This window comes from Duganella sp. Root336D2, assembly GCF_001425005.1.
In the GTDB taxonomy this organism is placed as follows: domain Bacteria; phylum Pseudomonadota; class Gammaproteobacteria; order Burkholderiales; family Burkholderiaceae_D; genus Rugamonas.
This window is the reverse complement of the sequence record NZ_LMDB01000003.1, coordinates 85,313-98,571: the sequence shown is the minus strand read 5'-3', so window position 1 is coordinate 98,571 and position 13,259 is coordinate 85,313. Positions and strand designations below refer to the sequence as shown.

Annotated in this window: 10 protein-coding genes; 5 read left to right on the top strand and 5 right to left on the bottom strand. The window is 62.7% G+C overall.

Going from position 1 to position 13,259, the window contains the following annotated elements; genetic code table 11:
- Nucleotides 1-143: 143 nt before the first annotated feature.
- Together ASD07_RS05455 and ASD07_RS05450 are read left to right on the top strand one after the other, a co-directional pair.
- On the top strand, nucleotides 144-2,129 hold the full coding sequence (locus ASD07_RS05455) for a bifunctional 2',3'-cyclic-nucleotide 2'-phosphodiesterase/3'-nucleotidase (RefSeq protein ID WP_055926502.1): 1,986 nt from the start codon (nucleotides 144-146) through the stop codon (nucleotides 2,127-2,129).
- Between the two features lie 44 nt (nucleotides 2,130-2,173).
- A complete protein-coding gene (locus ASD07_RS05450) occupies nucleotides 2,174-6,292 on the top strand; it encodes a DUF3857 domain-containing protein (protein WP_082507143.1) in 4,119 nt (1,372 codons plus the stop codon).
- On the opposite strand, the gene ASD07_RS05445 is transcribed toward ASD07_RS05450, so the two are convergent.
- Genes ASD07_RS05445 through ASD07_RS05435 form a run of 3 tightly spaced genes read right to left on the bottom strand, consistent with a single transcriptional unit; the run spans nucleotide 6,255 to nucleotide 7,706 of the window.
- Entirely contained in the window at nucleotides 6,255-6,575 is a 321-nt protein-coding gene (locus ASD07_RS05445) for a DUF2288 domain-containing protein (RefSeq protein WP_055926497.1), read from the bottom strand. The two genes, ASD07_RS05450 and ASD07_RS05445, sit on opposite strands and share 38 nt — an antisense overlap.
- 9 nt (nucleotides 6,576-6,584) lie before the next feature.
- Nucleotides 6,585-7,268 carry an RES family NAD+ phosphorylase gene (locus tag ASD07_RS05440; protein WP_055926494.1) on the bottom strand — a complete coding sequence of 228 codons (684 nt, stop codon included), beginning with the start codon at nucleotides 7,266-7,268 and terminating at the stop codon, nucleotides 6,585-6,587.
- Nucleotides 7,269-7,706, bottom strand: coding sequence for an MbcA/ParS/Xre antitoxin family protein (locus tag ASD07_RS05435; RefSeq protein ID WP_055926491.1), 438 nt, complete (start codon nucleotides 7,704-7,706; stop codon nucleotides 7,269-7,271). It abuts the gene before it with no gap.
- A 132-nt stretch (nucleotides 7,707-7,838) separates the two neighbouring features.
- On the opposite strand from ASD07_RS05435, the gene ASD07_RS05430 reads away from it, so the two are divergent.
- From ASD07_RS05430 to ASD07_RS05420, 3 genes are read left to right on the top strand one after another with little or no spacing between them, the layout of a single operon-like run.
- The gene (locus ASD07_RS05430; RefSeq protein WP_156397882.1) at nucleotides 7,839-9,260 is read left to right on the top strand and encodes a type VI secretion system baseplate subunit TssF; all 1,422 of its coding nucleotides are present in this window, start codon (nucleotides 7,839-7,841) and stop codon (nucleotides 9,258-9,260) included.
- Nucleotides 9,224-10,033, top strand: coding sequence for a type VI secretion system baseplate subunit TssG (locus ASD07_RS05425; protein ID WP_162246537.1), 810 nt, complete (start codon nucleotides 9,224-9,226; stop codon nucleotides 10,031-10,033). The genes ASD07_RS05430 and ASD07_RS05425 overlap by 37 nt, the downstream gene beginning before the upstream one ends.
- 32 nt (nucleotides 10,034-10,065) lie before the next feature.
- Entirely contained in the window at nucleotides 10,066-10,518 is a 453-nt protein-coding gene (locus ASD07_RS05420) for a DUF4440 domain-containing protein (RefSeq protein ID WP_055926483.1), read from the top strand.
- Here ASD07_RS05420 and recJ read toward each other — a convergent pair whose 3' ends face one another.
- Together recJ and ASD07_RS05410 are read right to left on the bottom strand one after the other, a co-directional pair.
- On the bottom strand, nucleotides 10,519-12,213 hold the full coding sequence (gene recJ / locus ASD07_RS05415; protein WP_055926480.1) for a single-stranded-DNA-specific exonuclease RecJ: 1,695 nt from the start codon (nucleotides 12,211-12,213) through the stop codon (nucleotides 10,519-10,521). It lies immediately after the preceding gene.
- Complete coding sequence (locus tag ASD07_RS05410) at nucleotides 12,210-13,199, bottom strand: hypothetical protein (protein ID WP_055926477.1); 990 nt, start codon at nucleotides 13,197-13,199, stop codon at nucleotides 12,210-12,212. Before ASD07_RS05410 ends, recJ begins: the two co-directional genes overlap by 4 nt.
- Nucleotides 13,200-13,259 lie beyond the last annotated feature (60 nt).

The window sequence follows — 13,259 nt, the reverse complement described above, 5'->3', positions numbered from 1 at the left end:
GCGCATTTGCAAAGATTCCATATAATTTTGCAAGCCGGTGCGCTGCGCCCCAGAGTGCAATGTGCAATTCTTTGGATTGCAAGGGCTACGTCAGTGGCGCAAGGCAAATATTCATCGGTAAATTTCAATTCAAAAGACAGTCAATGCGCCTCCTTTTTCTCGTTCCAGCCGCCGCCTTCCTGGCCGGCTGCAGCAGCATTCCAGCCAAGCCGCCGCAAGGCTCGCAAGCCGCGTTCGTCATTCTTGAAACGACGGACCTGCATGCCAATGTCCGCAGCTATGACTACTACAAACTGGCGCCGGACGCCTCGCTGGGGCTGGAGCGCACGGCGACCCTGATCCGCCAGGCGCGCAAGGAATTCCCGAATTCGCTGCTACTCGACAACGGCGACACGATCCAGGGCACCGCGCTGGGCGACTACCAGGCGCTGGTAGCGCCAGTTGGTTGCGGCCAAGCGCTGGCCATTTACAAGGCCATGAACGTACTCGGATTCGAAGGTGGCTCGGTCGGCAACCATGAATTCAATTGGGGACTGGATTTCCTGGGCCAGGTCACGGCTAGCCGCTTTGGCGCGGAAGGAGCTTCGGCCCGCGCCCAGCCTTGCGCCGGCCCGGCGTTCCCGGTGGTGCTGGCGAATGTGGTTGATGCCCGCAGCGGCGTGCCGCTGTTCGAGCCTTATCGCATTCTCGACAAGCGTGTGAGCGCGACCGGACCGGATGGCAGACCCGTTGAGGCGACGCTCAAGGTGGGCATCATCGGCTTCACGACCCCGGCGATCATGGGCTGGGACAAGCGCTGGCTTGAGGGGCGTGTGCGCACCGAAGGCTGGCGTGAAACTGCGCAACGCTACATCCCCGAGATGCGCGCCAAGGGCGCGGACGTGATCGTGGCCATTTCGCACGCTGGCCTGGATGGCGCGGCCTACGCGCCTGCAATGGAGAATGGCAGCTTGTACCTGGCGCAGGTGCCCGGCATCGATGCGCTGTTGCTGGGGCATTCGCACGACGTATTCCCGAATGCGGCCGGCAAGGCTGCTGGGTTCAACCTGCCTGGCGTCGACAAGGTCCAGGGGCGGGTGCATGGGGTGCCGACAGTGATGCCTGGACTTTGGGGCAAGCACCTGGGTGTGGTCCAGCTTGCGCTGCGTCACGACGGCGAGCGCTGGGTGTCCGATGCCGGCTCAGCGAAGGTTGAAACGCGCAGCATCCAGCGTCCTGACCGCAGCTTCGTTGACCCTGACCCGGAAATCGCCGCGCTGGTAAAGGCCGAACACGAGGCGACTATCGCCTACGTCAAAACGCCGATTGGCGATACGGACTTCCGCATGTCGGCCTATTTTGCCGACGTGGGCGACGTATCGGCGATCCAGATTGTGAACCAGGCGCAGGCCGACTATGTGCGGCGGCATGTGCAGGCGAACCTGCCGCAATATGCGCAGTTGCCTGTGTTGTCCATGTCGGCGCCATTCAAGACCGGCGCGGCGGGCGCGGCCGATTACACAGACGTCGCTCCCGGCCAGATGGCCCTGAACAATGCCGCTGACCTTTACCTGTACCCGAACGACTTGCACGCCGTGAAAGTCGATGGCGCAACGCTGAAGGCCTGGCTGGAAAAGTCTGCCGGCCGCTTCAATATCATCGATCCAGCCCGCAGCGAACCGCAGGAGCTGGTCAACGCCGCCTTCGCTGGCTTCAATTTCGACATGCTGACCGACCCGGACGTGCGCTACCAGATCGATGTGACGCAGCCGCCGGGCCAGCGCATTAAGGAATTGACTTGGCGCGGAAGGCCGGTGCAGCCTGGGCAGGAGTTCATCGTCGCGACCAATAACTTCCGCGCCAGCGGCGGTGGCGGGTTCCCGGGGCTGGATGGCAGCAAGACGATCTTCGCTTCGCCGGACAATAACCGTGCGGTGCTGATTGCTTACATCAAATCGGTGCAGCACCTGTCCCGCGCCGCCAATGGCGCCGCGCATAGCTGGCGGTTTGCCCCGGCGCGTACCAAGGGACCGGTGATTTTCCGGTCGGCGCCAGGCAAGCTGGCACTTGCGCGTGAAGCCGGGCTCGACTTCGTCCAGGAGCGCGGCGATGGTGCGTATGAAATATTGTTTGATTTGCCAATAAACTGATTGCATAGTTTATAATTTTCCCAAGGTTAACTTCGGGAACTTTGATGCAATCTTTTAGATACCTTGCAGCCACTTCTGTTGTGGCGCTTGCGGCGGCTCCTTTATACGCGGCGCCTGTCGCCATCAAGGGGCAAGATTTCGTCCGGCAGGCAGCCTTGCCTGCCTGGGTAGTGGCGCCGCTGCGCGCGTCTGCAAGCGAGAAGACAGATCCCGTCGTCGACCTGGTGTCTGAAACGCAGGTCTGGGCGGGTGCAACGACCGCAACCCTGTATAACCGAGCAGTGTTGGTCAATGACCAGAGTGCGTTGGCCGGCATTGGTCAGTATGCATTGACCTACGTCCCGGCTTACCAGCACCTGTTGATCCATCGTGTGGCGATCATTCGCAAGGGCCAGTTGATCGACCATACCGCGACCGTCAGCATCCGAGCGCTCGAACGTGAAGAAGGCCTGGAAAAGGGCGTATATGGCGGGGCCAAGACCATGCAGATGCTGTTGCGCGACGTGCGCATCGGCGACACGTTGTGGGTAACCTACACCATTGAAGGTGCGAACCCCGTATTCGGGGGGAAAATGCATCGCGTCGAGGCGTGGGACAGCGAATTCCCGGCCGAGCAGCGCCGCCTGGTCGTCACGTATCCGCGCAAACGTTCGATCGGGTGGACGCAATTGGGGGATTTCGTCACCGGCAAGCTCGAGCCTCGCGTAGAGGAAGTCGGCGAAAATACCCGGCTTACGTTCGATGGGCGCGAGCTGGCTGCGTTGGAAGGAGAGCCGTCCACGCCGGCTGAATACATGCCTGGGCGCATTTTGCAGTTCAGCGAGTTCGCCGACTGGAAAGCCGTGGCGCAGTGGGCGTCAGCCTTGTTTGAACCTGCGAAATCGACCCCGCAGCTGGCCGCACTGGCTGATAGCCTGGCAAAAGGCGGTACTCAAACGGCCCGCGCAACTGCAGCCTTGCGCTGGGTGCAGGATGAAGTGCGCTACTTCAGCGTGTCCATCGGCGAAAATTCGCATCGTCCGCAGTTGCCGGAAGTGGTGCTGCGCAACCGCTATGGCGATTGCAAGGACAAGAGTCGGCTACTTGTGGCTTTGCTGCGCCAGATGGGGATCGAGGCCAAGCCAGTTCTGGTTTCCGCATCCGCGCCGCGGCTTCCTGCGCGGGTCAAGCCATCGCCATCCTGGTTTGACCATGTGATCGTGCGCGTCACTATCGATGGCCGCGACTATTTTGTCGACCCGACACAGACCGGGCAAACCGAGGCACTGGCTGACCTTCGGCCTGCCCTCGCCGGCGGCTCGGGCCTGGTGGTGGATCCCGCGACATCGGCCTTGCTGGCGATTCCAGTCGATAGCAGCGAAGTGCCGCATTTCGAGCTGAGCGAGAACCTTGCTGTGCCGCAGTTCGACGGCGCTGGCACGCTGCTGGCGAAGCGTTATTATTGGGGCGATTACGCAGCGTGGGCGCGCCGCCATTTCAGCAGCCTGTCGCAGCCATTGCAGCGCAAGTGGGCGCTGGAGCTGTATGAAAAGCAGTACCCAGGGGTGACACTGCTGGAAGCGCCGACTGTGGCGGAAGAAAACGGCCGCTTCGTAATGACGGCGCGCTATTCCGTGCCCAAGCCGGTTGAGCATAAAGATCAGGTTTACAAAATTTCGTACGACACCCGGATACTCGAGGGGAGCCTTGACATACCGGCCAAAATTGCGAGGAATTATCCCTTCGTGCCGGCTTCAGGGAAATACCGTAGCCGCTACCGGCTCACCATGGAGTTGCCGAAAGCGCTGCGCCTCAACGTTCCGCCTGCTGGCCGCCAGCTCGATAGTCCGTACCTGGCAGCGCATGATGACTATATCTTGCGCGGCAATCTGATCGATTACCAGCTCGATTACCGCATCAAGGAAAGCCGGGTCCCGGCCTCGGATATGCCGGCCCTGCACGAAACATCGAAGAAACTGCAGGAGTTCCTGTCCGGCACTTTCAAGGTGACGGACGATCAGCTGTCGCCTCCAAGCGTGGCCGGATTCCCGTATCGCGACTTCCAGCTTGCATTAATGTGGGACGGCATGGTCGCATATAGGAGCAGATCCCAAGGGAAGAAACCAGCGGAAGTTTCGCTGCAGGATACATGCGCATACGCGACGATGTTTTTTGCAATCAGGCCCACACTGAGGACTAATAGCGTCTTCGAGGGAGAGGCCCTGCATAAGCGCTTGCTAAGCGAGCAAAAAGATCCGAAGGCGATTGAGTGCACTCCCTACAGTCTGTTGGTTGCGGGTGATGGTGCCGGTGCACTGTCCGTACTGGCAGCCGGCAAACTTGCGGACAATTCGCCTCAGCTTGCAGCGCAGGTGACCGCACGCTGGGTGACCGGCGATCTGGCTGGTGCCGCCTCCGACATGGAGCGCTCCTACAAGGCCAAGTCAGTGGTGGCGCAGGTGAATGGTTTCGATACATTGCGCCTCCTGACTTTATTGCAGCGTGCGGGAAGGCATGTGCCGGAAGAGTTGATGGCCAAGGCAAAGCGTCATCCACGGGGCCCCTGGCCCCTGCCATTACTCGCCTTGCAGGCTGGCACGCTGGATGCGGCCGAAGTAGAGGCGATTGCCAGGGCAATGCCAGCGGATGCGGCGGTGATGGCATTGAACGATTATTGGTTCCAGGTGGGCGAGCTTGCCTTGACCAGGAAGGATACGACGGCAGCACGGAAGGCTTTTGGCTGGCTTAATGCCAATGGCATTCGGGCCAGCATTCCCTACATTCTGGCGCAAGCCGAACTGGCCCGCCTTGACAGGCCAGAGCCCGAGGCCGTCATTGCAATGAATTTACTGCTTATCGATGAACGCGACGAAGGCCTATATGCCTTGCGAAACGCTGCAAAACGCGGGTCGGCGCCGGCGCAGTACAAATTGGGGATGATGTATCGGGAAGGGCAATCTGTTCCGAAAGACCCTGCCAGGGCGGCGCAATTGTTCCTGGCCGCAGCCAGTCAAGGCCATGCGGGCGCCCAGAATGAGGCGGGGAATTGTTATTTGCTTGGCCTGGGACTGCCTGCGAATGCACAGTTGGCTGCGGAATGGTTCCGCAAGGCCGCCGAGTACGGGGATGAAATTGCCTTGTATAACCTGGCAAGTCTATACAGGCATGGCAAGGGTGTCGAAGAAGACCATGCAACAGCGTTCGCGCTGATGCGTGCGTCCGCGGGACTGGGACTTACCGCTGCGCAGGAAGAACTTGTGTCCTATTATCGGCAGGGTATTGGCGTCAAAGCGGATGTTCAGCAGACCAAGCTCTGGGAATTGTTTGCGAGCCAGGAAAATGATGGCGCGAGCATCGTCGCTGAGCTGCTCCACTTGTTGAGCCTTTCCAATAAAGAGCAATCATTGCCCGGCTTCTATTTTGAGAGCGGAGTGATGAGCTTGCCTGACAAGGCGCTCGCCCTTGAATACTTGCGAGCTGCGGCTGAACACGGAGATGCCGCTGCGATGATGAACCTCGGGCGCATGTATCGGTACGGGTTCGCTGTAAAGCAAGATCTCGTGATGGCGAGGGACTGGATGAAGAAGGCGCACGCGAAGCATGATCCGGACGCTACGTACTTCTTGGCGGAGATGTTGTACTACGGTTTGGGCGGCAGTGCCGATGTGCCAGCAGCCATCGAACTATGGGCCGGTAACGCGGAGCTGTCGGCGCGGTCGGCCTTTGCCTTGGGCCAGGCATACAATACTGACGGCAAAGTCGCCATCGATCGCGCGCTGGCCTTGAAGTTTTATGCGATCGGCGCCAGGCAGGAATATGGCGCTGCCATCAATAACTTGGGCGATATGTACGAACTAGGGCAAGGTGTGCAGCAAAGCTATCCCAAGGCGATCGAGTTGTACAAACGTGCAGCCCTGGCTGAGAACCGGACGGCGTTCCTCAGCTTCTCTTCCTTATTCGCCAACGGACTCGGCGTCAAAAAGGATTTGCGCATCGCTTATACGTACCTTGCGCTGGCCGAAAAATACGGTCTGTGGGAGCGCCGCAAGGAACATAAAGAGTTGGCAGCGCAGTTGCCTGCCGCCGTCAGGAAAGAGGCGGAGGCGTTCGCCGAAACCTGGACGGTAAGGACCCCCCTGCCTGGCTTCAGTGAGGCTTCCGCTTCTCCTGCTGGACGAGAATAAACGGGCTGACGACGCTGGCCCACAGGTGGGCGTCGCTGGCGATCCATTCCTGGCACTGCTGGTCGGAGACTTTGGCGACCTGGCCGGCCTGCATCCAGGCCGAAATGCTGGTCTTGTCGTCGTGGGCGATGCGCACGGCGACGTCCACCAGGTCCAGTTCATCGGCCACCCACACCACATTGCCCTGGGCGAAGTGCTTGAGCAGTTCGCTCCACGGGATGCGTGCGGTTTCGCGGTTCACTTTGGCGCGGAGCTCCGCGTCTTTTTCTGGTTTCAGCTGCATGTTCAACTCTTAAATCGTGGGAATCTGCTCGACGATGGCCGCCGGCGAACCCCGCCATGTTAACCGATACGCCGGGCCTTTGCGAACATTGCCTACCAGCGCCGGGCGGAAGCAGGCCAGGTTGGTGCCGCCTTCGCGCCGTACGCTCGGGTAGATGACGCCGGTCGAACCTTCGGCCAGCAGGCTGCGGGCCAGGCGTTGCGAGGCGACGTAGCTGTCCGGGTCCAGGCAGTCGGCATATTCAGGCTGGCCGCAAATGTCGTGGAACTGGGCACTGAAGTCCGAGAGCAGGGCCTGGTAGCTGACGCTGTCGTCGAAGCGGTCGATCTCGGCGTATTCCACCGTCTTGTGGAAGATCACTTCCGCCAGTGCCGTTTCGTGCTCGAAGGCGCAATACCAGGCGCCGCGCTGGCCGTCGTTGAAACGGCTGCCTTGCGGGCGGGCATAGGTGAAGGCGGCATTGATGCTGCGGTAGTTGGGTACGTAGTAGACCAGTTCTTCGATACCAATGCCGAGGGCGCCGCCGTGTTCCGCGCGCAGGCGGGCATTGGTGGCGTTGTCAAGTTCAAATAGCTGCTGCAGCTCGGCGTCGTTATCGGCGAGGGCGGCCAGCACGGAATCTTCTTTGTAGACGAAGCGCGAGGGAATCAGGCGCACGGTGTCGAATTGGCGCAGCAGGCGGAATGGCGGCAATTACAGGCCTCCGCGACGAGCGTCGAGCAATTGGCGCACGGTTTGCATGGCGAGCAGGCCGCCGGCTTCCATGTAGTCGAGCGGGGTTCGGCCGCCGAAAATACTGTTGCGGTTGGCCAGGCTGACCCATTCGTCGGCCAGCTTGTCGCCGTAAATGATGTGCAGGGACTTGTAGATGCCCAGCAGGTAGGAAATGCGTGTGATGCGGTCGACTTCAAGCACGCGGTCGGGATGTTTTTTCCACTCGTAGAAGGCGCTGCTGGACAGTCCGCCCAGTAATTCACGGGCGTCGTCGTCGCGCAGTTTCCAGGCGGCGGCCAGTTTGAAGAAGCCTTTGAGGGCGGCGTGCGACAGGCGTTCACGTTCCTCTTTGCGGCTCAGGTCGACCGGTTGGGGGATGGCGTATTCGCTGTTGGGGTAGGCAAAGGCGGGATTCATATTTCCTCCGTTTATGGATTATTTATACTCCATTTTCGCATCTATTTCAAGTTGAATGTCTTTGTGCGGAGTCAAAACGGGGCTTGCCGCCTGCTGTCAATATTGCACAAAATCATCGAACAGGGACGCGCGATGGAGAAAATCCTTCCGGCGCTGGAGCAGCAATTGCGGCGCTTCCGGGCCAATGCCGCCGGTATGGCTGAGCGGCATCCCGGCCTGGCGCGGCAACTTGGCGCAGGGGACTGGCCGCCGGACGCACATGTCGACCGCCTGGTGCAGGGCGTCGCCACCCTCCACGCGCGTACGGCACTAGCTTTGCAGAGGGCGCGCTGCCAGCAGGATGAGCACTTGCTTGAACTGCATTTCGCGGAGCAGTTGCGCCCCTTTCCGGAGTGCCGTGTCGGCCCTGAGGCACATGCCGCGATCCTGACCGCCCAATATTGTCCCGGCACGCCGGCCTCGATCGAGTTCGCGGTCGATACCGGCGCGCGCCGCGCCAACACCGTCGATATCTTCATCGACGGTGACGCCGCCTTCAGCGCGGCGTTGCGCAGCGCCATGCTGGACGAGGCGGGCGGAACCCGCGCCGCGGCCTTCTGCGCCGATGGGGAGGGCGAGTGGCGCTCGCTCGGGCGCTGGCCGCTGGCGCCAACTGGCCTCGACCCGGCGCAAGCGCTGCTCCCGCGTGCGCCGGGTGCGCATGCCGGGCTGGCGTTGCTGCGCGAGTATTTCAATTTTCCTTCACGCTTCAATGTCCTGCGACTGGACCTTTCCCCGTTTGCTGGAGCCCGGCGCGGACAGTTAAAGCTGCCAGTTCGCGCTGCGAGCCTTCTGCAGACCCTTCAAGCCAGCCATCTGCGCGCTGGGTGGGCGGCACGCCCATGCCTGCAGCGGATAGCTGCCGCGCCAGTGAGGATTGACGGTCGCCAAAGCGAATACGTGGTTTCAATTTCGCCCGAAGTGGAAATCTTCAGCATCGACCGGGTTCACGTTGGCGGAGCGGAGGACTTGGGGTGGAGTGCGCGCCGGGTCGAAGGTGCGCCGGCCGGCCATGAATGGCGCATCGCCTTCCATGGCGCCCATGCCTGGCCGGCGGGCACGGTCGCTTCCATCGATGTGACCTGCTGCGAGCGCGGCAAGGTACTGGCGCGACCGGCCCGGGGGGCGGGCTGCCGCTGGCAGCTCAACTCGTTGCTGGCGCTGGACCACTTGCCGCTTGATGCAGTCGCGCTGCGCGAGTTGATGGCAACCCAGGCCATCGACAATTCCCCGGCGAGCCGCACAATCATCAATGCAGTGCGCAAGCTGCACGCCCGGACCGTACTGCTGCGCCCGGGCCGGGCCACGGCGCTGGCGGGAACCGAAATCCGGCTGCAAGTGGATGCAGCGGCATTCGCAGGATGCGGCCTGCTGCTGTTTGGACAAGTCATGGACCGCTTTTTCGGTGAATGCGCGCACATGAATACCTTTACCCGGCTGGTGCTGGCTTCGGCCGATACTGGCGAGGAGCTGATGCGATGCAAAGCGAGGAATGCCGGCACATTGCTGGAGTGAGCGAGGCAGGGGCGCATGGCTATGCCGTCTACCAGTTGGCAGCTTTGCTTGATGCGCCGGCGTGGCGCAACAGCCTGTCGCTGGCTTTCCCCGCCAGCGATGTCGCGCAGCTGGATGGCAGCGCCGTTACCCCCGCTTGCATAGGCTTGCTCGGCATGGCCGGGGCGCTGCCGTACTACTACACCGAGGCCGTGGCTCGGGCCGGAGGCCTTGCGGCGCGCGCCTTCATCGACCTGCTGTCGGCGCCGGCAATCGATGCATTTTGCGCGGCGTGGCGCGAAAGCCGGCCCGAATATACGCCGTTGCCTGCGGCGCCGCTGCAACGCGGACCGCTGAGGGCAAGGGCGCTCGGCGAACAGCTTTCGCATGCCTTGGGCGTGCCGGTGCGGATCGAACAATTTGCCGGCCGTTGGGAGAGGCTGCCGCCCGCGCAGGCAACTGCGCTTGGTAGCGGCAGCTCATGCTGTGGCGACGGGGCGCTGCTCGGTGAACGATTGTGGCGCATCGATCGCGCCGTGCGCGTCCATGCCGGTCCGCTCGGCCGGCAGGCGGCCCAGGCCTTCCTGCCTGGCGGGCGCGATGCGCTGGCGCTGGCGCAGTTATGGCAATCGTTGGCGGGCGATGGCGGCTTTGAGGCCGAGGCTCGCGTGCACATCAGCCCCGGCGCGAGTGCGGCGGCGCAGCTGGGTGCTGGCTCGCGCCTTGGGTACGACGCGCTGCTGGCAACGCAGCCGACTGGCGAAAGGGATGACTTGCGTTATCAGCTTTGCTAGTATTTGGCGACACTCTAAAGCGAGGGGACGATATGAAGAAGATGATCCTGCTGGCGGCTTTCGCAGCGACGACGGCCTGCACCAGCATGCATGCACCACCCAACAATGCGCAGTTGAAGCAGCAGGTGGCCGACACCGAGCGCGCCTTCGCGGCTACGATGGCGAAGCGTGACCACCAGGCTTTTGCGGCCTTCCTCGCGGACGAAGCGATCTTCTACAACGGTCCCAAGGTCCTGCGCGGCAAGGATACCGTCGCAGCGGAATGGAAGCCCCTCTACGAAAAGCCGGAAGCGCCGTTCAGTTGGGAACCCGACCAGGTCGAGGTCCTTGATTCCGGCACCCTGGCGCATTCCTCGGGCCCGGTGCGCGACCCGCAAGGCAAGGTCACCTCGCGTTTCAATTCCGTCTGGCGACTGGAAGCGCCGGGCAAGTGGCGCATCGTGTTCGACAAGGGCGAACGCATTTGCGACTGCAAAAAGCCGTGATCAGGCCGATTCGGCGTGCTCCACCAGCAATTGGACGCGGGTCACGCCGTTGTATTCGTTGGCGTCCAGGCGGAAAGCAACGCGGGCCCGCTCGCCCAGCGCATCGGTATGGCCGAACCAGATCGCGTCGTAGCGCACGCCTTTCTTTTCCAGCATCAGCTTGAGGTGGCGGTCTTTCAGGATGCGCTGGCTTAGCACGCGGAATTCATCGCAGAACACCGGCGGCGCAAAGCCCTGGCCCCAGACCTGGCCGTCGAGCAGTTCGATGAACTGGGTCGTGTAGCAGTTTTCTTCCAGCGGGCCGTCAGTCTCCACCACGCGTTCCAGCTGCGGCTCGGTGAGCCAGGCCTGGCCAACCGCCTCGAAGGCGGCGCAGAAATGCTCGAAGGCTTCGGCGCGCAAGCTGAGGCCCGCCGCCATGGCGTGGCCGCCGAATTTGTCGATCACGCCCGGCGCACGCTTGGAGACCAGGTCCAGTGCGTCGCGCAGGTGGAAGCCGGGGATCGAGCGCCCGGAACCTTTGATCATGCCGTCGCCGGCAGGAGCGAAGGTAATCGTCGGGCGGTAGAAGCGTTCTTTCAGGCGCGAGGCGACAATGCCGATCACGCCCTGGTGCCAGCTGTCGTCGTAGACGCAGATGGTGGTGCTGTCGGCTGGCTGGAAATCATCCAGGTGCAGCAGGGCGGCGTCTTGCATCTCCGCCTCGATCTCGCGGCGTTTCAGGTTGATGTCGTTAAGCTGCTGCGCCAGCTCCCAAGCGCGGGTTTCATCGTCCGTCAGCAGGCATTCGATGCCGAGCGACATGTCCTCCAGCCGGCCAGCCGCGTTCAGGCGCGGGCCGAGGGCGAAGCCGAGGTCGAATGGAGAGGCGGTGTGCGCGGCGCGGCCGGAAACGCGGAACAGCGCCGCCACGCCGGGGTGCATGCGGCCCGCGCGCATGCGCTTCAGGCCCTGCGCGACGAGGATGCGGTTATTGGTGTCCAGGCGTACCACGTCGGCGACGGTGCCCAGCGCAACCAGGTCCAGCAGGGCATCCAGCTTGGGCTGGGTCTGGGCGTCGAACACGCCGCGGCGGCGCAGTTCCGCGCGCAGTGCCAGCAGCACGTAGAACACCACGCCCACGCCGGCCAGGTGCTTGGACGGGAAGCCGCAAGCGGGCTGGTTGGGATTCACGATGACGCGGGCATCGGGCAGGCTGTCGCCTGGCAGGTGGTGGTCGGTGACCACAACGTCGATGCCGCGGCGCTTGGCTTCCGCCACGCCTTCGATGCTGGCAATGCCATTGTCGACCGTGATGATGATGTCGGGCGACTTCTCGCGCGCGGTCAGCTCGACGATTTCCGGCGTCAGGCCGTAGCCGTATTCAAAGCGGTTGGGGACGATGAAGTCCACCTTGGCGCCCATGGCGCGCAGGCCGCGAATGGCTGTGGCGCAGGCGGTGGCGCCGTCGCAGTCATAGTCGGCCACAATGACCATGCGTTTGCCGGCTGCGATGGAGTCGGCAAGGAATTCGGCGGCGTGGTCGATGTGCAGCAGGCCGGAAGGCTGGATCAGGGCCGCCAGTTCGCTGGAAAGGTCTGCCGGGTTGTTCAGGCCGCGCGCGGCAAACAGGCGGGCCAGCACCGGGTGGACGCCGCCCTGGCGCAGCAGTTCGGTTTCCTGCGATGGGCAGGGACGGATGGCGATACGGGTCATTGCGTGAGATTCTTCAGGTTCTGTGCGCGCCAGAATTTGCGCAGGGCAGCTTTGCTGGTGCGGATTTCGGTCCAGCCTTCGCGGCTGGTCAGGATCATTGTCAGTTCATTGGTGCTGCCGCCGCGCAAGGCGGCCAACAGCGGGGCGAACCATTCGTGTTCCAGTTGCTGCATGGCGCCCAGCCAGGCGCCCCAGTCGTTGCCGGCTGCGGCGGGGATTAACTGGGGCAGTACAACGGCGCCGTTTTCTCCCGGCGCCACCTTCGCAGCGGGCGTCGCTAAGGCTGCCAGCCACGAAGGCGCTGCGCCCGCGGCGACTGCGAGTGCACGCGGCGGGGCGCCGGCAGCGGCGGCCGAGCCGGCGCCGGCGCCGCCCCACATCCAGAACGAATTGACCGGCGCCAGGCCGCGCTGCTGGCGGGCCTCGTTGACCGGATGCTCGTGCCACAGCATCTGGATCTCGTTCTGCAGCTTCTTGAAGGCCAGCGCGGTGGGGCCGACCGGCATCCAGTCGGCCAGGTTGCTGCCCAAGGCCGCATCCGGCGAAGCGGCATCGAGGCCTTGCCAGCCATCAGCGCGCATGAACCAGGTCTCGGCATCGCCCCACACCAATTCGTCGAAATAGGGCTTGGCCAGTTCGAACAGCACCCGCGAGTCCGCCTCGTCCAGGCGCAGGCGGCGCGCATCCGCCAGCACCAGGTGGTTGCGGGCGAGCTGGATGTGCACCGGGTGGACGATGAACCAATAGCCTTCTTGCGGCGCCAGTCCAAAGCCCTGCATGACGGCCGCGGCCAGCGCGCCGCGCTCACGGGCCAGCCACGCTTCGTGCGGCAGAACGCGGCTTTCGTCGCCGGCAACATGCTTTTTTAGCAAACTGTTGCGCGAAAGTAATGTCGCGAGAGCCGGGGCCTGCAGGTTGCGGGAAAGTTCCGGGGCCAGTTCGGCGGGCGGTAATGCGAAAGGGAGTACGACGGTCGTGGAAGCCATGCGGCATTGTAGTGGAATCTCTTTATATGGCAAACTGCGGGCTTTACTGTATCAATTTAA